This is a genomic window from Arthrobacter sp. R4-81 (assembly GCF_054792365.1).
Window position 1 is genome coordinate 1,632,765 of record NZ_CP096445.1, and the last position, 23,954, is coordinate 1,656,718.

The following is a 23,954-nucleotide window of genomic DNA, read 5'->3' on the forward strand; positions in this document are numbered from 1 at the left end:
CATGAGCACAGATTCTCCTCTGCCGATCGTGGCAGATCCACGGCAACCCCTTTTCAAGCGGCTGCCGGTAATTTCGCATTTCAACAAGAGCGTGGGCCTTCAGCGCGGGATGCTGGTGGCCGGACTCGTGCTGACGGGAATTTTTATCCTGACAGCCATCCTTGCCCCACTGATTGCCCCCTTCGGTTTTTCACAGATCTCCGACGCCGACGGCAGCTTTCCGACGCAGGAACCGCCGGGCGGCAGGCACCTCTGGGGTACCACCGTGGGTGGCTACGATGTTTTCTCACGGGTTGTTTGGGGTGCGCAGACCGCAATCATGGTGATTATCGTCGCCGTCGTGATGTCCATCTTTATCGGGGTCATCCTCGGTCTGGTGAGTGGCTACTTCGGGGGCTGGCTTGACCGGGTACTCGTTGTGGTTGCCGACGCTGTGTACGCCTTTCCCTCCCTCCTCGTGGCTATCGTCATGGCCATTGTCATCAGCGGGGGAAGGTCCAGCCTCATCGGCGGAATCCTGGCTGCGGCCATCTCCATAACCGTCGTGTTCATTCCGCAGTACTTCCGGGTAATCAGGGCGGAGACCATCCGTTTGAAGGCCGAGCCCTTCGTGGAATCCGCCAAGGTGGTGGGAGCCTCGAATATCCGGATCATGAGCCGGCACATTTACGGGAACGCCACCCGGACCCTGCCGCTCATATTCACCCTAAATGCTTCAGAGGCCATCCTTACCCTTGCCGCGCTGGGCTTCCTGGGCTTCGGCATCGAGCCGACGTCGGCCGCTGAGTGGGGGTTCGACCTGAACAAGGCCCTGGCCGATACGACGTCGGGAATTTGGTGGACGGGTGTTTTCCCTGGCCTGGCCATCGTCCTCACAGTCCTGGGCCTGACCCTGGTCGGCGAAAGCATCAATGATCTGAACGATCCCCGCCTGCGGGGACGCAAACGCGCCGGCGGTAAGGGTGGAGCAGATGCTCCCACCGCTTCCCAGGCCGCGTTTGAAGCAGAAGCGAGGACGTTATGACCATCAACATCGATCCGATAAAGGACGACGCCGGCACTTCCGGACCAGTGCTGGATATCGACCATCTCAAGGTCACTTTCGCCACCGACGGGGGTGACGTGCATGCGGTGAAGGACGTCAGCCTGCAAGTAAAGCAGGGCGAGGTCCTGGCCATTGTGGGGGAGTCAGGTTCCGGTAAGACTGTGACAGCGAAGACGATTCTGGGGCTCCTTCCGGAAACTGCCACGAGTTCAGGGGCTGTGCTCATCAATGGCAACAACGTCATCAGCGTCAGCGCAGCACGTCTGCGCCAGATCCGTGGCAAGGACGTCGCCATGGTTTTCCAAGAACCGTCGACGGCGCTTAATCCCGTCTTTACCGTCGGCTGGCAGATAGCGGAGGGCCTTCGCGCGCACGCCGGCAGGGGGGATGACGGTCACCGCATCAGCAGGCGGGAGGCGAAACTGCTGGCGATCGATGCGCTGCGCAGGGTAGGCATCCCTGATCCTGAAACCAGGGTCAACTACTACCCTCATCAATTCTCGGGCGGTCAAAAACAACGCGTGGTCATCGCGGCAGCCCTGGCCTTGAACCCGGGGCTGATTGTTGCGGACGAACCCACAACCGCCCTTGATGTAACGGTCCAGGCTGAGATACTGCAGTTGCTGAGGGATCTTAGGGACATCTACGGCACATCGATTGTCCTGATCACCCACAACATGGGAGTGGTGGCGGACCTCGCCGACCGGGTGGTGGTCATGTACCAGGGCGACGTGGTGGAGGAAGCTCCTTCCAGAGCCCTTTTCGCCCAACCCAAACAGGAGTACACACAGAAGCTGCTTGCGGCTGTTCCGCATCTCGGCAGGAATTCTGCGTCGGAGGGAATGAAGGAACGGGCACACCAACATGGCAAGGTGCTGGTTGAGGCCAAGGACCTGACCATCGAGTATCCCGGCAGGCTTGGCAGCCCGGGATTCAAGGCGGTGGACCGTGTCAGCTTCACCTTGTCGGAGGGCGAAGTTTTCGGCCTGGTGGGTGAATCAGGGTCCGGCAAGACCACTATCGGCAGGGCGATCGCGGGGTTGAACCGGACCACCGGAGGCAGCCTGAAAGTCCTTGACTACGAAATGCTGAACCTTAAAGAGCGCACTTTCAAGCCGCACCGCAAGGATATTGGCTTTGTTTTCCAGGATCCTGCGGCGTCGTTCAATCCACATCTCACCATTGGCGACTGTGTGGCGGAGCCCCTCATCATCCATGGGAACCCGACACCCGCCCAGGCACGCCAGCGGGTCAGTGAGCTACTCGAATCAGTACAGCTGCCGGCGTCGTATGCAGGCAGGTACCCCCATGAGCTCTCCGGAGGGCAACGGCAGCGGGCTTCCTTGGCCCGCGCCCTCATCCTGAACCCCAAGCTGCTCATTGCCGACGAGCCGACGTCAGCCTTGGATGTCTCCGTCCAGGCCAAAGTGCTGGAGCTCTTCAAAGAGATCCAGCAGGAGTTCGGCTTCGCGGCCCTGTTCATCAGTCATGACCTCGCCGTCGTGGACATCCTCTCCCACTGGGTGGGTGTGCTCTACAAGGGCAGGCTTGTGGAACAGGGGCTGGGACGCGTGGTGATGAATGCCCCGCAGCATGAGTACACCAGGCGGCTCATCGCTTCCTTGCCGGTGCCTGATCCTGAAGAACAGGCCCGACGCCGGGAAGAGAACAGGGCTTTGCTCACGACCTAGTCAATAGGCATGCCAGGATAAACAGGGTCCCGCCGCCGTTCCGGACGGTTCATTCAGCGGCGGCGGGTCCCATTTGCAACAGTATTTTTGCGGGACAGGGACCCGCTCTGGCCGGAGCCTGACAGCGGCGTTGATCTAGGGTCATACCCCTAGACTGGAACCATGAGCGAGCAGAACCACGACCACTCCGACGCCGAATCCTATGATCCTTCGGCCAGTTCCCTCGCCGGCCAGGTGGATAGCTCGGTGATGGCGGAACTTTTGTCCATTAGGTCCAGCATCGACAATATCGATGCGACGCTTGTGTTCCTCCTGGCTGAACGCTTTAAGGCCACGCAAAAGGTGGGCTTCCTCAAGGCAACTCACAAACTTCCTGCGGGGGATCCCGGGCGGGAACTGGCCCAAATCGCAAGGCTGAGGCGTCTGGCGGAAGAGGCCCATTTGGATCCGGCTTTCGCGGAGAAGTTCCTGAATTTCATCATCGGCGAGGTCATCCGCCATCATGAAGCGATCGCCGAGGACCATGAAGCGGCCACGAACGGCTCCTTGAACTCCACGCAACAGGTGGACGCCTAAGTCATGCCCGTCAACGACTCGCAGCAGGAAAGCCAGGTCACCGCTACAGCCCTCGGCCCGTGGCCAGGGGATGATCCGCTGGAAGCCAGCCGCATTGTCCGCGGCGAACTCGGTTCCCCGCACTTGCCGTTTCTGGTCGAGCTCCCCGAACGCGGGGTCGGTTCCGACCCGTTAGGACGCACCGCCTCCGTCCTCGTGGATCTGGCCGTTGACACGCAGCCCTACGGCTGGAGGATTGTAGACAGGCCCGGCAAGGACATGCGCAGGGCGGAATCGGCTCTTTCGACCGATATCAATGTGCTCGCTGACGTGGCCGGGGCAGAAGAGGCCCCGGCTGAAGAATTCAAAATCCAGCTCATTGGCCCGCTCTCCCTGGCCGCCGGGCTCCATCTCCACAATGGCGAACGGGCCCTGCTGGACTACGGTGCGCGCCGCGATATCGCTGATTCATTGTCAGCAGGAGTCCACGATCTGCTCGCCCGGATCTCGACGGCGGTGCCCGGCGCCCGGCTGGTCGTCCAGATCGACGAGCCGGATATTGCATCCATCATGGCGGGAACCATCCCGACGTCCAGTGGTTACAGGACGCTCCGCTCGGTTCCCGGTCAGGAAGTTACTGAATCCTGGCGCTCGCTGATTGAGGCTCTGCGCGTTGCGGGTGCCGTGGAGATCGTTGTGGCAGTGCCGGAAGTCGAAGCGCCGTTTGACCGCATCATCGCTGCCGGAGCCGACGGTATCGCCGTCCCGCTTAAGGCGCTCACGTCCCGCCAATGGGAGCAGTTGGCGGCTGCCGTGGAATCCGGTAAGCGGCTTTGGGCGGGGGTCCTGCCCGTTGAAAACCCTTCCGCACAGCTCCCTCGGGTGCCGGAGGTGGTAGAGAACGTCTGGCGGCCATGGCGGAAGCTCGGGCTTCCGGCCCACAGCCTGAGATCACTGCGGGTCACGCCATCAGCGGGCCTGGCCGGGCATACACCAGCAAGCGCCACGGCTGTCCTCACCCGCCTCACCCAAGTGGCGGACGGTCTCAACCAGCTGGCCTTGGGCTAGGTCCGGCTTTCCCACTTGTCCGGCTGAGCATAGGCCGGCAGGAACCCGGGAGTGCTGCTACCGCGCCCAGGATAGCTGAGCAGACGGTAGTCGAAACGTCCGGCGTAGACCAGGACGAGGCCAACCTGAGGCTGGATCACTTTGACCTGGATCCGGTGCTGCTGTTCGGAGGCATCCCACCATTGTTCTGCGAAGGCCTTTGCATCGAGGGCTTTGGGAAGCGGGATCCGCAGAGGGCCAAGGAACAGCCGGGACTTACCGGAAATGCCACGGAGCCTGCCCTCGTCAGTGACTCCGAGGTCCAGGTCCGTGACGAGTCTCCGGTAGCGGCCGACGTAGTCCACAAGCCGGGGATTCCCGGGGGACTCCAGGCGTGCCTCCGGTATTTGGCCTTGGGACACAGATTGCGCTCCGTGCTGCGAATCAATGAGGCTCGTCGTGTCGTGGAACAGACGCGTCATCCCGGGAAAAAAGATCTCCCGCCGGGCAGTAAGGCTGGATCGCCCGAAGGGGTCAAGGTGGGCGTGGTTTTCGATCCGGAACCGGATCCCTTCCCCGTACTCGGGGAAAAAGGCCTCCTCTCCGGTGGTCAGTTTCAAGAGTGGCCGAAGCCAGGACTGGCGGCACCCTACGATGTCGAACACCCCTTCGCCTACGCCGTAGTTCCCCATTCCGGGGGCAAGCGAGAAGTATTCCTGCAGTTCCGGCTGCAGGCGCTCAAAGTCGCTGCCCATGGCACGCCGGTAAATGGGGGTGGTCACGCTGGCCTCCTGATAGTCCTGATTCTTCAATTTCACGCCTGGCTTTACGATGCCGGGCTAAAGCCGTCCTGCTGCTTTGAGCCTGATGTACATATCGGCTAAGGCAGGCGGCAGTTGGTGCGGTTCAGCATCCACCACCTCCACACCCAGGTGGCGGAGTTGGTTCGCCACGGCCTCCCTTTCCAAAAGCGCGCGTTCGGCGGCAGCGGCGCGGAAGACGTGGGCCGCCGTCGTACGTTCTTCCTGCATCTCACCCAGCATGGGGTCCAGCACGGAGGCAACCACCACAACATGCTGCTGCATGAGCTGGGCGGCCATGGGCAGCAGCCCTTCTTCAGGTGCACCGCCGTCGAGCGCCGTCAGGAGCACCACCATGGATCGGTGCGCCGACACCGCCCGGACCTGGCCCGGAATCTGGCTCCAGTCCAGTTCGATGAGTTCCGCATCCAGCGGCGCCATGGCTTGGACCAGCTGTTCCAGAAGATTGCCCCTGGACGCGGACCCCGCCCTTCCCCTGACTCTCCGGTCGAAGGCGAAGAAGTCAACCCGGTCGCCGCCCCGTTCCGCTAGGACCGCCAACAGGAGTGCTGCTTCGATCCCGGTATCCAGGCGCGGCTCATCCTCGATTCGCGCCGCTGCAGTCCGTGACGTGTCGAGCATGATGACAACACGACGATCCCTTTCGGGGCGCCATGTGCGCACGACGACGGCGGATCGCCGCGCTGTTGCACGCCAGTCGATGGAGCGCACATCGTCGCCGCGTACATAGTCCCGAAGGGAGTCAAATTCCGTTCCTGCGCCCCGGATCTGCACTGCGGCCTTGCCGTCAAGTTCCCGAAGTTTTCTCAGTTTGGAGGGCAGGTGCCGGCGGGAGTGAAACGGCGGAAGCACCCGAAGCGAACCTGGGCAGGGGAGCGTTCTTTGCCTGGCCGCCACTCCCAGCGGCCCGAACGACCGTATGGTGACATTGTCCGCTTTCAGGTCCCCGCGCCTCGTGGGCTGCAGCCTTACGGTCATCCGACGCCGTTCTCCGGACGGTATGTCCAGTCGCTGAACCGGGTTTTGGGCTCCTGCGGAAGGTTGCCATGCATCACGCACGCTGGCGCGGAGACGGCGTCGGCCGGAATTAGTGATGGTGAGTGTGGAGTCTGTGCCCGTATGGAGCGTGACGCTGCCGGAGGGCGAACGTTCGAGCGAGATGGTGCGCAGGGATGCTGCGGCCACCAGGTCCAACACGAGGAGTGCGCACAGTACCAGGCACACCAGTAAGACCGTTCCCCACTCGGGAAACATGAGCACGGGTACAACGCCCAGCAAAGCCAGGAGAACAAAACGTCCGGAAATTGCCATGAGGATCAGCGGGGAACTGGCACGGAAGCCAGGATGCTGCCCAGCACCCCGTCAACGTGGACTCCATCCATTTGCGCTTCCGGCCGGAGCGCGACCCTGTGCCGCAGGCAAGGGAGGGCAAGAGCCTTGACGTCGTCGGGCGTGACGAAGTGCCGTCCCGAGAGCCACGCCCAGGCGCGGGACGTGCTCAACAGGGCAGTCGCGCCTCGAGGGGATACGCCCAGTTGGAAGGACGGGGCGGACCTCGTTGCACGGACGATGTCCACCACGTAAGCGAGGACTTCCGGCGCAACAGTCACCTCTGCGACGGCTCGCCGCGCAAGTTCCAGCTCCTCAATCCCCGCGACGGCCCGCACGCCGGCAGCAGCCAGGTTCTTCGGATCGAAGCCGGCAGCGTGCCGCCGGATGACCTCTATCTCATCGTCACGTCCGGGAAGGGGCATGGTGAGTTTCAGCAGGAACCGGTCGAGCTGGGCTTCAGGCAGGGGATAGGTGCCTTCGTACTCCACGGGGTTCTGCGTCGCGGCAACAATAAACGGTGCGGGAAGTTGGCGTGAGACCCCATCCACTGATACCTGGCGTTCCTCCATGGCCTCCAGCAGCGACGCCTGGGTTTTGGGAGGTGTCCTGTTGATTTCATCAGCCAGCAGGATATTGGTGAAGACGGGCCCTTCCCTGAAGGTGAATTCAGATGAATGGGCGTCGTACACCAGGGATCCCGTAACGTCACCGGGCATGAGGTCGGGCGTGAACTGGATACGCTTCGTATCGAGGTTCAAGGCTGCAGACAACGTGCGGACCAACAGCGTTTTTGCCACGCCGGGAACGCCCTCAAGCAACACATGGCCGCGCGACAAAAGCGCAATCAGCATGCCGGTGACGGTGGAGTCCTGACCCACCACGGCCTTGGCTACTTCATGCCGTACATCGAGCAACGACTGCCGAACGGGATCGCCCCGACGAGCCTGCTCCTCATCCCGGGGAGGCACATGCTGTCCGGAAGGCCAAGGTGCAACTGTCTGTGACGCTCCGGTCATACCGCTGGCGGGATACTCCGCACGCTGCTCACTCATTGCTCGATTACCTCTTTCTCTAATCCTTGAAGTTGTTGTGCCCAGTGCACCAGTTGGCGTTCGGTACGCGGTTGGCCGTTCAGGGTTTCAGACACCGTTTCCGGGTTCCGTCCCAGTTTGCGCGCTGCGGCCTCGACGACGTCATCCGGTTCTGCATCCGCACCCAGCCTGAGGGATTTGGCCAGCCGTACCAACGTCCCGGCACGGAGGCTTTCCGAGGCCCTGTCCACTGCCCGGGCATCATGGTAAAGACGGGCGCGGCCCTCTGCTGTTTCGGCAGCCTTCACCACCACCGGAAGGGGTTCCGTTACCAGCGGTCCCTGGCGCCGTCCCCGCCAGAACATGGAAAGAAGGGCTACCAGAGCCAGCCACGGACCAAGGAAAGCCACCCATTCCGGAGCCAGTTCATTGAGCGTTGGCGGCGAGTCTGAGGGTGAGAAATCTGAGGCGCCGGGAAGATACCAAACGAGCGTGCCACCGGCCCCCAGCGTTCGCAACACCAGGGCAGCATTGCCGTGCTCATCAAGCAGGTTATTGCTGATAATCCCGGTGCTCCCCAGCACAACGAGCCGCTCGTCCGCGGTTGTGGCATAGATCCCGCCGTCGGCTTCGGCCGCACGGTAGCATGTCCAGCCGCCATTATGGCCGGTGTACAGGAAAGCGGATTCGGTGGAGATAGCGCCTGCGGCCTGGGGATCGACTGCATCGCAACCAGGCTCCACAGTATCCAGCGCTTCGGGTGCAACCCCGGCCTGTCGGATTTCACCACCCAGGCCGCGCAATGTTTGAAAATGAGGGGTAACCACAACCAGGCGGTCTGAGGAGTCCAGGAGCTCCCGCAACCGGTCTTCTTCGAGGAAGCCGTTGGGATCGTAGAGCAGGACGGTAGTGCCACCGTCGCCGCTGTCAGCGGAACGATCCAACACCGAAAGCGTGGATTGGAACGAATCGGTCTGCTGGACAGCCACACCGTGGTCCTCAAGGATCCCTGCTGCCGCCATCCCCCCGTGAGGGGCGGCGTTCCGGGTGGAAAGGACAGCAACGTCCTCTTTTGGCGAGAGTTGGGTCACGATGGTCAACACCATGGCTGCAATGATCACGAGGCTGATCAGAATGAAGCCCCGATGACGACGCAGGCGGCTTCTGATGACTTCCGCCCGTCGAGGGGCAGAGGTATCGGAAAGGTTGCTTGCCCGCTGTTCAGAAGCCGGGGAAGCCGACGCCGGGGAATCGGACGAGCCGCCCCTAAGATCGAGGCTCACAGGGGACGCGCCAGCGTGTATGAGGCTGAGCCCTTGAAGTCTGGTTGGAGGCCAGCGATAGATTCGTCCAGCTCCATCATGTCGGCAAAGTCCTGTTGGTCCACAGGTGCGTGTCCATAGCGGACAGCATCGAAGACGTTTGCTGCCCGCTCGAGCCGCCACACCATGGGGCTGAAGGCCGCTCCGAGACTTGCGGCAACCTCGTCGGCTGTTCGACCAGGCAGAGGGTCGATGATGGTCCTTTCTTCGGCCGAGCGCACCACTGCACGGAATTGCTCGACGACGGCCGTTCCCCAGTCAGCGTTGGCGGCTGCAGCAGCTGCCCTTCCCCGGTAGGTCTCAGGGCTGACGGAAGGGTCGACGTCGAAAATTGCCTTGCTGCTGTTCTTCCTGCGGGCGTTCAGGCGAGGACGAATCATGACGATCGCCACAGCAATCACTATGACTGCTGCGACGGTGATAATGGGAAGCGCTCCCGTGTCGCTGCTGTCACTGCTGCCCAGTGAGTCCAACCAGCGCAGGAAATTCCGCCAGGCGTCCTCCAACCAACTTGGAGTTGCTTCCCCGTACTTGGGCTTGGACAGTTCCTCCACTGCCCACCGGCGTGCTTCATCCCCATCGGGAAGCACCGGTGGTTCTGCCTGGGCGGGACTATGCGAAGGGGGCGCTGCAGCCAGGTGTGTACCGGCCATAAGCATCATCCGTACATCGGGGGAGTGCCGCCAGGAGATTGCGGCCAGGCTCCTGGGTAACCAGGCCGGCCCGCTGTGTAGACCGGTGCCCCACGTCCTGGCACGCCATCAGGGTCCTCACCCGTTTCCAGTGAACGGATCAGCACCAGGTCCAGTCCGTCTTTTCGCATTCGGAGGTCCAAGTAGAGCAATGCCATGACTGACGTCTGGAAGGCATATCCCACTGCCGCTACCAAGCCGGACACAATCGTCGATGCAATGAGGAAGCCTACGCCGGCTGCAGCAGTTTCTTCAGCGCGCGCATGTGGCGTAAGGAATCCAGTGCCACCGGAAATAAGGGCCAATGGCATTGTGACTATCTGTGAGACGATGCTGATCAGAATGTAGATCACCAGCCAGATGCCCAGGATCCGCCACCAGTTATTGCGGGTCAGTTGCCAGGAACGGCTGAGTCCGCCCAGGACACCGAGTTCCTCAATCACAATGGCGGCGGGAGCGACCAGAAAGCGGATATAAACCCAGACCATGGCAACTATGAGTCCAAGGAACAGGGGGATTGAAATCGCTGCCGATACGCCACCCATCGTCTCTGCCAGCAGAATGGCAAGGATCACCAGGAGAGCAAACGCGCCCAGAAAACCGACGAGGAGGAGCGCGGACAGCCCGATCAGGGCGCCCACGCGTCCTTTCGCCAAGGCCCACATCTGGCGGAACGTGGTGCGCCTGTTGAGCAGCGCCCTCGCCACCGGGACTACCATGACGCCCTGAAGGACCGCGCTGAGGAAGACGCTCAACAGGAGCAGCAGCAGGCCGCCGCCGACGATGCCCACCATCATGCCGACCAGCTCAGATTCGTTCCTCCCTGCCATCCATCCAGCCATGGATTCTTCTTGCAGCGAGGCCAGGCCCAAAATGCCCAGGATCGCAGCGGCAAGGATGGTGAGGGACTGTCCCAGGAGGGCCGCACCGAACATTGCCTGCGGGTTCCGGCGCACTGTCTGAAAGGAACCGTCTAGGATTTCCCCGAACATCAGGGGCCGGAGGGGCGCCACGCCCGGCTTCGGTGGCGCAACGTACATCGGCCTCCCGTAAGGACCAGCCGGGGAGCCATATGGTCCTGGTTGTCCCTGCCAAGGCTGCTGACCCTGCTCCGAGGGCCAGGGTTGTCCGGCCCACGGTTGTCCGGGCTGTGGACTTTGCTGCCACGGTTGCTGCCGCTGTTGTGAGGGCCAGGGTTGCTGCCCCTGTTGTGGGGGCCCTTGTGGCGCTGCCCATGGTTGCTGCCCCTGTTGCCATGCCGGCGGACCCCATTGAGGCTGTGATCCCCACCCGGGCTCGTTTCCCTTAGGATGCTGCTCCCGCGGTGCCGGAGCACTCTGTTCCTCTTCAGACAAGCTGTTCCTCCCCAAGCGGCCGCGTCCCCGGGCACCGCACCATCCAAGGTCCAGGTCCCGGTTCCAGGTCAAGGTCATCCGGCCAGACCCGGCCTGTCCCCAGCCTATAGTTCCAGCGGGCAGCGTCATAGCACCCAGACCGAGCTGAGAGCTCAAATAAGTATGGGAGTCCCGCCGTTCAAAAGAAGCAGGGGCAGATACATCAACGCACCGCGCCATGCCGACCCTGCCCCCCAACAGGACAAAGCCAATACAATAAGGGAATATGTAACTATGAAGGCACGCATTCTGGTAGTGGACGATGACGAGGCGTTGGCCGAGATGATTGGCATTGTGCTGCGCAATGACGGCTTCGAGCCGGTTTTTTGTGCAGACGGCGGTCAGGCCCTGGAAATTTTCCGCTCCTCCAAGCCGGACCTCGTGCTGCTCGATCTCATGCTTCCTGGAGTTGATGGCATCGAGGTATGCCGTCAGATCCGGGGTGAATCCGACGTTCCGATTGTGATGCTAACGGCTAAATCCGATACCTCTGACGTGGTCCGTGGGCTGGAATCAGGGGCTGATGACTACGTGCCTAAGCCCTTCAAACCCGCTGAACTCGTGGCACGGGTGCGGGCCCGCTTGCGTCCGGGGGACCAGAAGGCCCCCGAGACTTTGCGCATCGCTGATATAACCATCGACGTCGCGGGTCACCTGGTAAGCCGCGGCAGCGAACGGATCTCACTGACTCCTTTGGAATTTGATCTGCTGGTGGCCCTGGCCCGCAAACCTTGGCAGGTCTTTACCCGTGAACTCCTTCTTGAGCAGGTGTGGGGCTACCGCCATGCGGCGGACACGCGTCTGGTCAACGTCCATGTCCAGCGGTTGAGGTCAAAGATTGAGCGTGACCCTGAAGCCCCCGAAGTAGTAATGACGGTCCGTGGTGTCGGCTATAAAGCAGGTTCCTGAGCCTCCCAAAGGACGCTCCGGCGAGACGGATCCCCAGTCGCCATCGGCTGAAAACGCCGCGCCCAGCTCCACCAAACCAACTCCTTTGCCGGAGACCGACAGGTCGCCGGTGCATGAGCATGGTCCCGAACATACAGATGCGTTGGCAAATGTGCCTGGGCTGTCCTTCCGGGCCAGGCTCTGGGGGCGGCGGGCGCAAATAGTAGTACTGCGCGTTCTGAGGCTCGTTCGGACCGGGCTAAGCCGGGCCTTGCCCGGGATCCGGTTCCTGCTTCGCTCCCTGCGCCGACGGTGGCGTCGTTCCCTGCAACTGCGGACGGTCCTCACCACGTTGCTGCTGTCGATCAGCTCCTTTGCCGTTGTGGGTGCTTATTTGTCCAATCAGATTGCGAACAATCTGTTCCAGGAACGGCTGACCCAGGCAGAATCAGAAACCCTGTACAACGTCAAGCAGGTCCAGGAAACGTTCGACGGCGCGCAGGTCACCAATCAGTCCAGCGTCATCACACTCGTCTACGACACGCTGAATGCCGTCGAGGGCCGTGGCAACGTGATTCAGAGGCGCTACGTCTTTGAAGCAAAGCCGGAGCAGACCAAGCCCCGAAACCGGTGGGTGGAATCGCGGGCATCAGACCAGCTGACCATAAACGTCATTCCTCCGGAACTTCGAAGGGCGGTGCAGGAGTCCGGAAAAGAGCAGTTCTGGGCCTCGATGGAGTTTCCGGTCGGTACCGAGGACCGGCCAGGCATTGCGGTCGGAAACCTGGTGACTTTCAACGGTACTGCCTACGAGCTGTACCTGATCTACGACCTTAATTCGGCGCAAAAGACTCTCGATGAGATCCAAAACGTACTGTGGGCAGGCGGCGCCGTCCTGGTTCTGATGATTGGTGCCATCGCCTGGTACGTTACGAGGAATGTGGTCAGCCCGGTCAGTCATGCCGCCCTCGTATCCGAAAAGCTGGCCGCCGGCCAACTCCAGGAGCGGATGGTGGTCAAAGGCGAGGACGAAGTCGCACGCCTCGGCGCGTCCTTCAACCACATGGCGGCCAGCCTCCAGGAGCAGATCACCCAGCTGGCGACGCTTTCGCAAATGCAGCAAAGATTCGTATCAGACGTGTCCCACGAACTTCGTACACCTTTGACCACTGTCCGGATGGCTGCTGAAGTCCTCTACGACGCCCGCCACGACTTTGACCCCATCAACAAGAGATCCGCTGAGCTTCTTTACAATCAGGTGGAACGATTCCAATCACTGCTGGCGGACCTGCTGGAAATCTCGCGCTTTGATGCCGGAGTGGCAAGGCTCGACGCCGAGCCAACTGATATCTTGTCACTCGTCACCCACGTGTTGGACGGGGTGGCACCCGTTGCCGCAGAATACGGGTCCGAGATCGTGGTCATCTGCCGGGAAAAAAGCATCGTCGTGGAGATGGACGCTCGCCGGATCGACCGGATACTTCGTAACCTTGTCCTTAACGCGCTCGAACACGGTGAAGGAAAACCTATTCACATTTCCGTTGCGGCTAATGAGTCCGCGGTCGCAATCGCGGTACGGGACCATGGAATTGGAATGACTCCAACGGAGGCAGCACGGGTCTTCGACAGATTTTGGCGAGCCGACCCGGCGCGGGCACGCACAACTGGCGGCAGCGGATTGGGGCTGTCAATCGCAGCCGAAGACACAAAGCTGCACGACGGCTGGCTTCAAGCGTGGGGCAACAAGGGAGCAGGGTCTAACTTCAGGTTGACGCTTCCTCTCCGGCAGGGCGAAGCGATTGCCAAATCGCCCCTTCAGCTGGAGCCGGCCGACGTCGAGCTTTCCGTGCGTGCCAGCGATCGCTCCACTCTGATACTCAACTCTGCTGCCTCGGCGAGCACCGCGGCTGCATTGGAGGCCCCCGGACAGGGAGTCCCTGAAGAAAGCAGGCGGGAGGACACTCGTGATCACTGAGAGCCCCCGGCGCCGGGTTATCCATCCCATAGTGGCTTCACTGACTGTCTTGCTGCTGCTGTTCGTCACTGCCTGCGCGCAAATTCCCCGGTCCGGTCCAGTAGGAAAAAGCACAGATGAAAGCGCCGGCAATCCTGACGCTCCCGTGTTTTTTCCTCAGGGGCCTCTTGAGGGTGCCAGCCCGGAATCCATCCTGGAGGGCTTCTACAGTGCCGGCAGTGGCTACGAGTCCGATTACGCTGTAGCCCGCCAGTTCCTCACACAGGCATCGGCCGTCTCGTGGAAACCAGACCAGCGGACTCTCGTCTTCCGGTCGGCCAGAGTAGTCAAGACGGCCGTTGAAAATGTCTACAACTACGAGCTTGACTTGTCCTACACAGTAGACGCCGACGGTGTGGCCACAGCTCTTCCTGAGGGAACCAAGGAGAACATTCCAGCGACGCTGACACAGGTCGACGGCAACTGGCGTGTTTCTGCCATACCGGATGGTACGGCTATTCCTGAAGAGAATTTCAGGATCATCTACGGCCCTTACCCCATCTACTTCTATGACCACAGCTTTACTTACGCGGTTCCGGACGTGCGTTGGTTCATCAAGAAGAAGACGGTTAAGGCCATGACCAGCGCGCTCTTGGCGGGCCCGGCCCCGTACCTCCGGGGAGCAGTGGTGAGCGCGTTTCCGTCTGGAATGCGGCTCGCCCGGGAGTCTGTGCCCGTCGTTTCCGGCGCAGCTCAAGTCGACCTGACCGCCAAGGAACTAAGGGAGTCTTCGCCTGAGGACAGGTTGCGGATGCAGACCCAGTTGGCGCTGACGTTCCGCACCCAACCCGATGTCATCAATGTGGAATTGCGGGCGGATCAGGATCTGGTGCGGGTCGAAGACAACGGATCCGTCCTTCCGCCGATACGTGACGTGAACGTTCCTTCCCGCCAGATAGCCGTCAACGGCAATGAGCTTGTTCGCTATGAAAACAACAGGGTCTCGCCACTGCCCGATATGCAGTCCGTCAGTGGGCTGGGGCCCCGATCACCTGCAGAATCGCCGGTATCCCAGACAGCAGCCTTCCTCAACGGGGGAAGAACCACGTTGTATTCCATCCTTCCAGGACAACCGGCCAGGGCACTGACCACCCGCAGCACGCTGACGCATCCATCCTTCGGACGGAGCGACTGGGTGTGGACTGCCGGCCCTGGTGCCAACGGCTCCACAGAAGTGGTGGCATTCCGGCCGGTCAATGTTGCCGAAGGCGGCGCGGTTCCGACGGTTTCCCTGGCGCCGTCCTGGCTGGCCGGCAGGAATGTGAAGGAGTTCAGGGTGTCCCGTGAAGGCGTGCGCGCCCTGGTAATTTCGGAGCAGAACGGAAAATCACGGGTTCAGATAACGGGCATCGTCCGTAACGCAGACGGGACTCCCCGTGACCTGACCGCACCGATTACCCTGGTCGCGTCAAAGGAAGCGGATCAAGGGGTCTGGGTGGATGACACCACGGTGGCAGTCATGAAGACAGCCGCGAATGCAAATGACAGTGTCTCGCCCGAACTGCTCTCGTTGACGTCCTCACCCCCGCAGCAGCTCGCGCCGTGGCCGGGACTGACTGCCATCAGTGCAGGGAACGGGCCCGAAGAGATCTTTGGCCAGTCTTCGGAAGGCATCTTCCAACGACTCGGCAACGGCTGGTCACCACAGCTGAAGGGGCCAGTGGACCCGTCTTTCCCCGGCTGAATTCAGCAGAACCGGACGTGTTACGGACGGCAGCTGCCAGGGTTTTTCCATGCCGCGTTGTCCACATTGGAACAGCTCTCCCTGTCGCCCGATCCCGTAGCGAAGAACACTGGGAGAATGAAGCCCCGTATTGTCCGCGCCGATCCCGATCTGGCGCCCTCCGTCACGATGGCCGCGAAGCATCGGGGCAGTTATTCCAAGAGGCTGTGGAGGTGGAGCGATACACTGGCTGTTTCTTTCGCGGAACTTCTGGCTCTCATATCCCCGGTTGACTGTGTCTGCTGCAGTGCTGAAGACAGTTCCCTATGTGCTGCATGCGAGCGGCAGATCCAGCGGCTCACCCGCAAGCCTTTCAGAGCTGAAGGCCAGGCCCCTGCGCTGATGGACGTTGACGGCTCGGTCATTTTGCCGGTAGTGGCAGCTGCCGTTTATCGGGAGGAGATGGCCCAGGCCATCCTCACCTTCAAGAGACACGGCCAGTATCAGCTGGGAAACGCCCTCGCCAAAGGCCTGGGCCGGGCCATCCGTGCGAGCCTGGGCGAAGGCAACGACGTGAGGCTCGTGCCGGTACCGAGCAGTGCGGCTGCTTACAGGAAGCGCGGGTTCAGCCCGGTACATCTTCTGCTGCACAATCTGTGGCTGCACCGGGAGCTTGCAGGCTTTGTTGTCGTCGACGCCCTGAGAAAAACCAGCCGGCTCAATGGGGGAAGGATGGCGCCTGGCGGAATCCTCGCGCTCTCCGGGGTGGTGAATCACAGCGGGCAAAAAGGCTTGGGCAGGGGTGAGCGTGCGCGGCGCGTGAGAGGCTCGATGACGTCCCGGACCATGCGCCGGCGGCTGATCCGGGGGCAACCGTGCATCATTGTCGACGACGTCCTCACAACAGGTGCAACACTGGCCGAAGCCGCGCAGGCGCTGCGTGCCGCCGGGGGCATCGTAGTGGGCGCAGTGGTCCTTTCCGCGACGCGTGCGCCGGACGCCGGCGGGGTGGTTCACGAGGTCCGGCGGGGCAGTGATGACCACAAGGACTTAGAAAAAAATAAACGGCGAAAAGATGAATAACGGGTGGCTATGAACTAACGTCGGTTGTGGGTACCAAGATCAGTTGTACCTGTCGATAGCGGCTCGAAAGGGGGGCTCGACTGTCAATCAGATCGGCCCCGCAAGTGCCGCCGTCGTGTCACCGAAGTCATTTGGAGGGCACCATGGAGTTCATGATCAGCGGACGGAATTTGACGGTTTCAGACCGCTTCCGCGAATATGCCGGCGAGAAGATTTCAAAGATTGAGTCGCTGGGGGACAAGGTCCAGAGGGTAGACGCAAAGGTTTCGAAAGAGACCGGTACGCGGCAGACCGGCGATCAGCTCACAGTTGAAGTCACAGTTCTGGGACGCGGCCCCGTAATCCGCGCTGAAGCCAGTGCGGCCGACAAATTCGCTGCTTTTGACTTGGCCTACAACAAACTCCTTGAACGGTTGCGGAGGGCAAAGGACCGGAAGAAGGTCCATCACGGACGGCACACGCCCAAGGCTGTCCGGGAAGCTACAGCAGCACTCGAGCCTGCCAGCCCCAGCGGGCCGCTCTACGCGGACACCAGCAGCCGCAAGCCCCCTGTCGCGCCCACCGCGGAAAAGTCGCCGTACGACGTCGACAACGACATTCCGGCCGGTGATTCGCCTGTGCTGATCAGGCGCAAGGTCTTCCCTGCGGCGTCCCTGAGTCTCGACGACGCTGTCGACAATATGGAGCTTGTCGGCCATGACTTCTATCTCTTTGTGGATAAGGCGACCAACGCCCCCTCCGTCGTCTACCGGCGTCGTGGCTGGACTTATGGCGTTATCACCCTGGATCAGTTCTGCGAACCGGGTGAAACCCTGCTTGAGGACAAAATCATCGCTTACCGCTCCGACGATCAGGCAGCGAACGCCTAAGCTGGAGGAGACCATCCAACGAAAGGACTGATGTGAGTGCATCGCTGAGCCTGATCCAGGCCAGGCGGATTGCACTTGCAGCGCAGCAATTGGATAAGGGACGGCCCGCCGGCCCCGTGACATCACGGGCGGTGGGCCGTACCTTTGCCCGCCTGCATCTGGTGCAGATAGATTCTGTCAACGTCCTGGCCCGTAGCCACTTTCTCCCTTTTTTCTCCCGGCTCGGAAACTATGACCGGAAAATACTGCAGCGTATGGCCGGAACGCATCCCCGCCGGATGATGGAGTACTGGGCGCATGAAGCCTGCTTCATCCTGCCTGATCACTTCCACGACCTCGTACTCTGGCAGAACCGGAAATGGGTAGGCGCCGGCGGCATGGATCCCATACTTCGTGAGGACGTGGCGAACCAGGTGCTGGGGGTGCTTTCGAAGGGTAAGCCCCTGACAGCCGCTGAACTGACAGCCCGGATCGGCCATGTGGAGGACCGTCGCCAGGACAATTGGGGATGGAACTGGAACGCGGTCAAGAGGGTTCTTGAGCACCTGTTTGAGGAAGGCGTGGTCTCGGCTGCGTCCCGGACAGAACAATTTGAACGCCGCTACACCCTGGCTTCAAAGATCCTGCCGGCCGCAACCGTTGAACCGCCGGCTGATCGAGACCCGGATTCCGCAATGGACCGACTCATAGAAGCTGCAGCGAGGGCTCACGGCATTGGAACAGTACGCTGTTTCGCCGACTACTTCCGAACACCATTGCGCGCCGGGGCTGCATCAGTGGAGCGTCTTGTGGAGCAAGGACGTCTGCAACCTATCCGGGTTGAAGGGTGGGATAAACCCCTGTACAGGCATGCCGAGGCAAAGCTTCCACGCGCTGCAACGGGCCGGGCGCTCCTGAGCCCCTTCGACTCGCTTGTGTTTGAGCGTAAGCGGCTGGAGGCGTTGTTCGGATTCCACTACAGGATTGAAACTTATACTCCCGAGGCCAAGAGGAGGTTCGGGTACTACGTCCTGCCGTTCCTGCTTCGCGAGGGAATCGTGGCCCGGGTTGACCTGAAGGCAGACCGCCTAACGGGAAGACTTCTGGCGAGAGCGGCTTATGCAGAGCCGAATGCGCCTGATGACACTGCTGTGGAGCTTGCCGAGGAGCTGAGGCTTATGGCCGATTGGCTGGAACTGGATGAGGTGGTCGTCTTCCCGATAGGGGATCTGGGACCTGCCTTGGCGGATGAAATGGCCCTGCCCCGGACTGGGTATCAGCTCTCAGGGAACACTAACAGCGCGGCCAGTGTCTCTCACGTAGACTGAACACGCCAGAATTCGGCAGCTTGAGACTGGGAGCAACTTCACGTGGCATCACTTATCGAAAAACTTCTCCGTACGGGTGACAAAAAAACCCTGAGGCAACTGCGGAACTATGCCGATTCCATTAATGCCCTGGAAGACTCATTCAAAACCTTCACGGATGCTGAACTGCGGGAAGAAACCGACCGTCTCCGGGAGCGTCACCAGGACGGTGAGAAGCTGGATGAGCTCCTCCCCGAAGCTTTCGCCGCCGTACGCGAAGCGTCGTCCCGAACCCTCGGCCTGCGCCACTTCGATGTGCAGCTCATGGGTGGGGCTGCGCTGCACCTGGGCAACATCGCCGAAATGAAAACCGGTGAAGGCAAGACCCTCGTGGCCACAGCTCCGGCCTACCTGAACGCATTGACCGGCAAGGGCGTCCACGTCGTCACGGTCAACGACTACCTGGCCGAATACCAGTCGGACCTGATGGGCCGCGTCTACCGCTTCCTGGGCTTGACCAGCGGCTGCATCCTCTCGAATCAGGATCCCTCCGTCCGCCGTGAGCAGTACGCCGCTGACATCACCTACGGCACCAATAACGAATTCGGCTTCGACTACCTGCGCGACAACATGGCGTGGGACCAGTCAGAACTGGTCCAGCGCGGCCACAACTTCGCTATCGTCGATGAGGTCGACTCCATCCTCATCGACGAGGCCCGTACCCCGCTCATCATTTCGGGCCCGGCGCAGGGCGATACGAACCGCTGGTACAGCGAGTTCGCCAAGGTAGTGATGCGCCTCCAGCCCGAACGGGACTATGAGGTGGACGAAAAGAAGCGCACCGTCGGTGTTCTTGAGGCAGGCATCGAGAAGGTCGAAGACTACCTCGGGATCCAGAACCTCTACGAATCAGCCAACACTCCGCTGATCGGCTTCCTCAACAACGCAATCAAGGCCAAAGAACTCTTCAAGCGGGACAAGGACTACGTCATTCTCGACGGCGAAGTCCTGATCGTTGACGAACACACCGGCCGCATCCTTGCCGGACGCCGCTACAACGAGGGCATGCACCAGGCCATCGAAGCCAAGGAAGGCGTCGAAATCAAGGCCGAGAACCAGACCTTGGCCACGGTGACGCTGCAGAACTACTTCCGTATGTACGGCAAGCTCTCCGGCATGACGGGTACGGCCGAAACCGAAGCCGCGGAATTCATGGGCACCTACAAGCTCGGGGTCGTTGCCATTCCGACCAACCGGGATATGCAGCGGATCGACCAGTCCGACCTCGTCTACAAGAACGAGACGGTGAAGTTCGACGCTGTCGTCAAGGACATCGCTGAACGCCACGAAAAGGGGCAGCCGATCCTGGTAGGCACCACCAGCGTCGAAAAGAGCGAGTACCTTTCGCGTCTCCTTGCCAAGGAGGGCATCAGGCATGAGGTTCTGAACGCAAAGAACCATGCCCGCGAGGCCGCCATTGTTGCCCAGGCCGGACGCAAGGGTGCCGTCACTGTGGCTACCAACATGGCCGGTCGTGGTACTGACATCATGCTTGGCGGCAACGCCGAATTCACGGCAGTGGCCGAACTCGCCAAAAAGGGACTGGACCCCGAGGAAAACTCAGAGGAATACGAATCTGCCTGGCCGGCTGCCTTCGAAGCTGCCAAGCAGGCCGTCAAGGACGAGCACGAAGAGGTTTTGAACCTCGGTGGCCTCTATGTGCTGGGCACGGAGCGCCACGAATCGCGAAGGATCGATAACCAGTTGCGCGGCCGCTCCGGCCGCCAGGGAGACCCCGGCGAGTCACGCTTCTACCTGTCCCTCACAGATGACCTCATGCGACTGTTCAACTCCGGTGCAGCGGAGCGTCTGATGAACAGTTCTGTCCCAGATGACGTCGCCCTTGAATCCAAGCTGGTATCCCGTGCCATCGCCTCGGCCCAGGGCCAGGTGGAGGGCCGCAACGCCGAGCAGCGCAAGAACGTGCTTAAGTACGACGACGTCCTCAACCGCCAGCGTGAAGCGATCTATGGCGACCGGCGTCGGATCCTCGAGGGGGACGACCTCCACGAAAAGGTGCAGTACTTCCTCGAAGACACCATCAACTCCTTCATCGACGAAGCTACCGCTGAGGGGAACGGCGACGACTGGGACTTCAACCAGTTGTGGACCAACCTCAAGACTCTCTATCCCGTCAGCGTCACGCCTCACGACATCATCGATGAAGCCGGCGGGAAGTCACGCATCACAGCAGAATTCCTCCGCGAGGAGATCCTTTCCGATGCCCGCCTGGTCTACCAGGCACGAGAAGAATCCATCGGGTCAGAGAGCATGCGCGAACTTGAGCGCAGGGTTGTCCTTTCGGTGATTGGGCGCAAATGGCAGGAACACCTCTACGAGATGGACTATCTCAAGGAGGGCATTGGCCTCCGGGCGATGGCCCAGCGTGATCCGCTCGTTGAGTACCAGCGCGAGGGGTTCATCATGTTCCAGGCCATGATGGAAGCCATCCGGGAAGAAAGCATTGGATTCCTGTTCAACCTTGAGGTCGAAGTGACGCCCGCCGAAGATGTCGTCGTCGCCGATGCCGAAGGAGAGCATACGGAGCACCACACTCCGCAGATCAAGGCAGCTGGCCTCCAGGCTCCGGAGAAACCCGCCCAACTTCAGTACACGGCGCCGAGCGAAGACGGCTCCAGCCAGACCCGCATGGAGACCAAGTCGACCGGCCGTTCAGGCAACCCCGCGAAAGCTGCAGCGCAGGATGTCGGAAGACGGAACAACAAGAAGAAGCGCCGCTGACCTGACAGTCAGGGAAATCAGCCGATTTCCAAAACCGTGATCCGCCATACCTTGTTGTTCCGTTCCAGCCGTAACGCCACCGCACGTGCCCGCGTCTCATCCACTACGACGGCGCTGGCTTCGTAGATATCAGCCGTCACTTCTGAGGCGCGCACGGAGCGCACGGCAGGATTTCGGTACACACCGGAGGCGGACGGGGAAAGGCTCTGCCTGTTAAGGCGAATGAGGGCTGCCCGATGTTGAAGGGCCGCCAGGCACTGTTGGTCCAGGCGTCGAGCCAATTGGTGGACAGGACGAGTGCCGGCGAGAACTTCTATGGCAGCCTGGACCGTCCCCCGCGCAATGGCGCAGACCTCGCGATGGTCTGTGGCCGCCCTTAGGCTCCTCACGGGATTGTTCATCGATTCCGCGGGGGGCTTCAGCCCTGAAGGGGGTTGGCTCGCAGGGGTGATGACTGCAGGGAATCTGTGAACAGCCGCGTCCGTATTGGATACTGGTTCCTGCTTGCTCCGAACTACCGTTACTGCACTCATTATGATCCTTCAATAGATGGCGGATTGGCGGGCGCCGATCAGGCCGCGCCGGGAGGTGTAAGCAGTTGCCCGGGTTTCAGCACGTCAGGGTTTTCGCCTATGACGGTACGATTGGCCCGATACCAGAGCGGCCATTCCTGGGCGATGTCAACGTCGGAGGCCAGTGGACCAAGATGGCTGGCAACAATGGTCCAGAGGGAATCGCCTTCCACGACCGTTACCGCCGCAGTCCCGCTCCCTGGCACCTGGTGAACAGCCCGAAGTGGAGTTCCTGCGATCAGGCCCGGGTCCACTGCCGGCTTACTGGGCTGCCAGCGGGGATTCAACGGCTGTATGAGCTTGTCGTCTGAGTGCTCCGCCTTCCATGCCGCTGATACCGAAGTCCCCGCGCCGGGGGTCCAGGCTGAACCGGAGGAACTGTCGGCGTTCGCAAGGGGCGCGGTCATCAGCTGAAGGCCCAAGGCGGCCAGTGCCAACCTGCGCATGTAGCGGGGAGTGAAACTACCCGTGACGGCCGCCGCCCGACGGCTCCCTGCATGCTCCAGGACAGCTGTTACAAAGGCGATCACCGCCGAAAGTACCCACCACAAAACCAAGACCAAACCAAGAATGTTGGCACCGAACCCCAGCATGTCGTCAAAGCCCATCGACTGGTTCCGCGCGGCGGAGCGTTGCCAGCGGCCGGTCAGGGCTTCCCCTGTGGCAGCAAGGAATACGCCGAGCAGCAAAATCAGAACTGCCAAGGCTGCATCCGAACTGAGAGATCTATGATCCGTGGATCTCATTGTGCGCCCTACCTCGTGTTTGGTGTCGTTTGATGCAGTTTGACCTAGTTTAGGCTCGTTCGATCAGTCTGAGGCAGGCGATATTGTTTTGTCCAGTCATTTTCCTCTTGGATTTTTTGGAAATTGACCAGCTGACCCTGGACACCTACGCTGACGGCATGCGTTGGGATGCACTGTTCGAAGACATGGAAGCGCAGTTCTCTGCCGAGAACCGTCTTCAGCGGGAGTCCGAAATTGCTGAGCGCGTACGCATTGACGTGGCAGGAGTGGGCATCGCTGACCGGCTCCGGGCTTCAATCAACCTCAGGGTTACGGTTCATTTGCTGTCCGGATCCACGCTTAGCGGGTTGCTGGGCCACGCCGGCAGCCAGTTGCTGGTTCTGAATGAACAGCAGCATCAGGTGCTTGTTCCCTACGCGGCAATTGGCCGCTGCAGTGGCCTGGCGCGGCATGCTGTCGCGGAACCATCACTAGTGCGGCAGAGGCCTGATTTGGGAAGTGCGCTCAGGGCGCTTTCCCGGGATCGTTCGCATCTTGCACTGACGTTGGCTGGCGGATCCCAAGGCGAAACAACACTTCACGGGGTTATTGACCGCGTGGGCAGGGATTACGTGGACTTCGCCGTGACCGCGCCCGGGGAAGCGAGGCGTGCAGCAAATGTCATCGAGATGGCGGCCGTTCCCTTCACGGCATTAAGTGCCATCAGGTCCCTTCAGGCGGTGACCTGAGCGGCAGGAATCAAACCGTCTTTGACTTTGACTCCTGGATCATCCGGCTTGCCTCGGCGTACCGCTCCTCTATGTACTGCTCCAGCATCTTTTCCTCGACGCGCCATTGACCTCGGCCACCAACCTGGATTGCCTTTAGTTCACCGCTGCGCACGAGGGCGTAGGCCGCCGGGGAATTGATCTGTAGCTGTTCGGCAACGTCTGCAAGCGTCAGGAATCTGGGCATATACCCATTTTGCCATCGATGTGGTGAAGAGCATGCGTTATCCACAGTTTGATGCAGTTTGACGCTGTGACTTTCAGATCTGCTTCTTTGCAATGACAATGAGGGGTGTCTGGCGCATGATCCACCAATCCGGTAGCGCCTAAAGGG

General features: G+C 61.0%; 22 protein-coding genes. 13 read left to right on the forward strand and 9 right to left on the reverse strand.

The annotated features are described in order from the left end of the window. Nucleotide 1: 1 nt before the first annotated feature. From M1E05_RS07660 to M1E05_RS07675, 4 genes are all read left to right on the forward strand, one after another. Nucleotides 2-1,024, forward strand: a complete 1,023-nt coding sequence (locus tag M1E05_RS07660) for an ABC transporter permease (protein WP_461164912.1) — start codon at nucleotides 2-4, stop codon at nucleotides 1,022-1,024. Next, the gene (locus M1E05_RS07665; RefSeq protein ID WP_458111429.1) at nucleotides 1,021-2,736 is read left to right on the forward strand and encodes an ABC transporter ATP-binding protein; all 1,716 of its coding nucleotides are present in this window, start codon (nucleotides 1,021-1,023) and stop codon (nucleotides 2,734-2,736) included. The genes M1E05_RS07660 and M1E05_RS07665 overlap by 4 nt, the downstream gene beginning before the upstream one ends. Before the next feature lie 162 nt (nucleotides 2,737-2,898). Then, a complete protein-coding gene (locus tag M1E05_RS07670; protein WP_309107797.1) occupies nucleotides 2,899-3,312 on the forward strand; it encodes a chorismate mutase in 414 nt (137 codons plus the stop codon). A gap of 3 nt (nucleotides 3,313-3,315) precedes the next feature. Further along, a complete protein-coding gene (locus M1E05_RS07675; RefSeq protein WP_461164913.1) occupies nucleotides 3,316-4,359 on the forward strand; it encodes a uroporphyrinogen decarboxylase/cobalamine-independent methonine synthase family protein in 1,044 nt (347 codons plus the stop codon). On the opposite strand, the gene M1E05_RS07680 is transcribed toward M1E05_RS07675, so the two are convergent. The 6 genes from M1E05_RS07680 to M1E05_RS07705 are packed head-to-tail and all read right to left on the reverse strand — an operon-like array spanning nucleotide 4,356 to nucleotide 10,576. Beyond that, complete coding sequence (locus M1E05_RS07680) at nucleotides 4,356-5,120, reverse strand: DUF4166 domain-containing protein (RefSeq protein WP_458111427.1); 765 nt, start codon at nucleotides 5,118-5,120, stop codon at nucleotides 4,356-4,358. The two genes, M1E05_RS07675 and M1E05_RS07680, sit on opposite strands and share 4 nt — an antisense overlap. Before the next feature lie 57 nt (nucleotides 5,121-5,177). Further along, on the reverse strand, nucleotides 5,178-6,470 hold the full coding sequence (locus tag M1E05_RS07685) for a DUF58 domain-containing protein (RefSeq protein ID WP_461164914.1): 1,293 nt from the start codon (nucleotides 6,468-6,470) through the stop codon (nucleotides 5,178-5,180). 5 nt (nucleotides 6,471-6,475) lie between these two features. Further along, complete coding sequence (locus M1E05_RS07690) at nucleotides 6,476-7,543, reverse strand: AAA family ATPase (RefSeq protein WP_458111425.1); 1,068 nt, start codon at nucleotides 7,541-7,543, stop codon at nucleotides 6,476-6,478. Next, nucleotides 7,540-8,805: a DUF4350 domain-containing protein gene (locus tag M1E05_RS07695; RefSeq protein ID WP_461164915.1), complete on the reverse strand. Its 1,266-nt coding sequence runs from the start codon at nucleotides 8,803-8,805 to the stop codon at nucleotides 7,540-7,542. The genes M1E05_RS07690 and M1E05_RS07695 overlap by 4 nt, the downstream gene beginning before the upstream one ends. Then, on the reverse strand, nucleotides 8,802-9,497 hold the full coding sequence (locus tag M1E05_RS07700; RefSeq protein WP_461164916.1) for a DUF4129 domain-containing protein: 696 nt from the start codon (nucleotides 9,495-9,497) through the stop codon (nucleotides 8,802-8,804). Before M1E05_RS07700 ends, M1E05_RS07695 begins: the two co-directional genes overlap by 4 nt. 5 nt (nucleotides 9,498-9,502) lie before the next feature. Further along, nucleotides 9,503-10,576, reverse strand: coding sequence for a DUF7847 domain-containing protein (locus tag M1E05_RS07705; RefSeq protein ID WP_458111422.1), 1,074 nt, complete (start codon nucleotides 10,574-10,576; stop codon nucleotides 9,503-9,505). A 32-nt stretch (nucleotides 10,577-10,608) separates the two neighbouring features. On the opposite strand from M1E05_RS07705, the gene M1E05_RS07710 reads away from it, so the two are divergent. From M1E05_RS07710 to secA, 8 genes are all read left to right on the forward strand, one after another. Then, entirely contained in the window at nucleotides 10,609-10,845 is a 237-nt protein-coding gene (locus M1E05_RS07710; protein WP_461164917.1) for a hypothetical protein, read from the forward strand. Nucleotides 10,846-11,164: 319 nt separating this feature from the next. Beyond that, nucleotides 11,165-11,839 carry an MtrAB system response regulator MtrA gene (gene mtrA / locus M1E05_RS07715; RefSeq protein ID WP_458111420.1) on the forward strand — a complete coding sequence of 225 codons (675 nt, stop codon included), beginning with the start codon at nucleotides 11,165-11,167 and terminating at the stop codon, nucleotides 11,837-11,839. Nucleotides 11,840-11,990: 151 nt separating this feature from the next. After that, nucleotides 11,991-13,793 (forward strand): MtrAB system histidine kinase MtrB, encoded by a 1,803-nt coding sequence (gene mtrB / locus M1E05_RS07720; protein WP_461165210.1) that lies wholly within the window; start codon nucleotides 11,991-11,993, stop codon nucleotides 13,791-13,793. Beyond that, nucleotides 13,786-15,516: an LpqB family beta-propeller domain-containing protein gene (locus M1E05_RS07725; protein ID WP_458114530.1), complete on the forward strand. Its 1,731-nt coding sequence runs from the start codon at nucleotides 13,786-13,788 to the stop codon at nucleotides 15,514-15,516. The genes mtrB and M1E05_RS07725 overlap by 8 nt, the downstream gene beginning before the upstream one ends. Before the next feature lie 117 nt (nucleotides 15,517-15,633). Further along, nucleotides 15,634-16,578: a ComF family protein gene (locus tag M1E05_RS07730; protein WP_461164918.1), complete on the forward strand. Its 945-nt coding sequence runs from the start codon at nucleotides 15,634-15,636 to the stop codon at nucleotides 16,576-16,578. A gap of 143 nt (nucleotides 16,579-16,721) precedes the next feature. Continuing rightward, complete coding sequence (gene hpf, locus M1E05_RS07735) at nucleotides 16,722-17,447, forward strand: ribosome hibernation-promoting factor, HPF/YfiA family (RefSeq protein ID WP_458111418.1); 726 nt, start codon at nucleotides 16,722-16,724, stop codon at nucleotides 17,445-17,447. 32 nt (nucleotides 17,448-17,479) lie between these two features. Further along, on the forward strand, nucleotides 17,480-18,754 hold the full coding sequence (locus tag M1E05_RS07740) for a winged helix-turn-helix domain-containing protein (RefSeq protein ID WP_461164919.1): 1,275 nt from the start codon (nucleotides 17,480-17,482) through the stop codon (nucleotides 18,752-18,754). Between the two features lie 42 nt (nucleotides 18,755-18,796). After that, nucleotides 18,797-21,535: a preprotein translocase subunit SecA gene (gene secA, locus M1E05_RS07745; RefSeq protein ID WP_458111416.1), complete on the forward strand. Its 2,739-nt coding sequence runs from the start codon at nucleotides 18,797-18,799 to the stop codon at nucleotides 21,533-21,535. A 17-nt stretch (nucleotides 21,536-21,552) separates the two neighbouring features. Here the strand turns inward: secA and M1E05_RS07750 are convergent, their stop codons facing one another. Both M1E05_RS07750 and M1E05_RS07755 read right to left on the reverse strand, forming a co-directional pair. After that, complete coding sequence (locus M1E05_RS07750) at nucleotides 21,553-22,068, reverse strand: Rv3235 family protein (protein WP_458111415.1); 516 nt, start codon at nucleotides 22,066-22,068, stop codon at nucleotides 21,553-21,555. A 38-nt stretch (nucleotides 22,069-22,106) separates the two neighbouring features. After that, nucleotides 22,107-22,811, reverse strand: a complete 705-nt coding sequence (locus M1E05_RS07755; RefSeq protein WP_461164920.1) for a LysM peptidoglycan-binding domain-containing protein — start codon at nucleotides 22,809-22,811, stop codon at nucleotides 22,107-22,109. Between the two features lie 149 nt (nucleotides 22,812-22,960). Between M1E05_RS07755 and M1E05_RS07760 the strand changes: the two genes are divergently transcribed. Next, a complete protein-coding gene (locus tag M1E05_RS07760) occupies nucleotides 22,961-23,581 on the forward strand; it encodes a hypothetical protein (RefSeq protein ID WP_461164921.1) in 621 nt (206 codons plus the stop codon). A gap of 10 nt (nucleotides 23,582-23,591) precedes the next feature. Here M1E05_RS07760 and M1E05_RS07765 read toward each other — a convergent pair whose 3' ends face one another. Then, complete coding sequence (locus M1E05_RS07765) at nucleotides 23,592-23,807, reverse strand: helix-turn-helix domain-containing protein (protein WP_458111412.1); 216 nt, start codon at nucleotides 23,805-23,807, stop codon at nucleotides 23,592-23,594. Nucleotides 23,808-23,954: the final 147 nt, after the last annotated feature.

Bases quoted from the DNA above. Each gene is read 5' to 3' on its own strand.
- M1E05_RS07690 (WP_458111425.1), bottom strand. From the start codon at position 7,543: ATGAGTGAGCAGCGTGCGGAGTATCCCGCCAGCGGTATGACCGGAGCG.
- M1E05_RS07750 (WP_458111415.1), bottom strand. From the start codon at position 22,068: ATGAGTGCAGTAACGGTAGTTCGGAGCAAGCAGGAACCAGTATCCAAT.
- M1E05_RS07685 (WP_461164914.1), bottom strand. From the start codon at position 6,470: ATGGCAATTTCCGGACGTTTTGTTCTCCTGGCTTTGCTGGGCGTTGTA.
- mtrA (WP_458111420.1), top strand. From the start codon at position 11,165: ATGAAGGCACGCATTCTGGTAGTGGACGATGACGAGGCGTTGGCCGAG.
- M1E05_RS07660 (WP_461164912.1), top strand. From the start codon at position 2: ATGAGCACAGATTCTCCTCTGCCGATCGTGGCAGATCCACGGCAACCC.
- M1E05_RS07700 (WP_461164916.1), bottom strand. From the start codon at position 9,497: ATGGCCGGTACACACCTGGCTGCAGCGCCCCCTTCGCATAGTCCCGCC.
- M1E05_RS07705 (WP_458111422.1), bottom strand. From the start codon at position 10,576: ATGTACGTTGCGCCACCGAAGCCGGGCGTGGCGCCCCTCCGGCCCCTG.
- M1E05_RS07730 (WP_461164918.1), top strand. From the start codon at position 15,634: ATGAAGCCCCGTATTGTCCGCGCCGATCCCGATCTGGCGCCCTCCGTC.
- M1E05_RS07665 (WP_458111429.1), top strand. From the start codon at position 1,021: ATGACCATCAACATCGATCCGATAAAGGACGACGCCGGCACTTCCGGA.
- M1E05_RS07710 (WP_461164917.1), top strand. From the start codon at position 10,609: ATGGTCCTGGTTGTCCCTGCCAAGGCTGCTGACCCTGCTCCGAGGGCC.
- M1E05_RS07765 (WP_458111412.1), bottom strand. From the start codon at position 23,807: ATGCCCAGATTCCTGACGCTTGCAGACGTTGCCGAACAGCTACAGATC.
- hpf (WP_458111418.1), top strand. From the start codon at position 16,722: ATGGAGTTCATGATCAGCGGACGGAATTTGACGGTTTCAGACCGCTTC.
- M1E05_RS07675 (WP_461164913.1), top strand. From the start codon at position 3,316: ATGCCCGTCAACGACTCGCAGCAGGAAAGCCAGGTCACCGCTACAGCC.
- M1E05_RS07670 (WP_309107797.1), top strand. From the start codon at position 2,899: ATGAGCGAGCAGAACCACGACCACTCCGACGCCGAATCCTATGATCCT.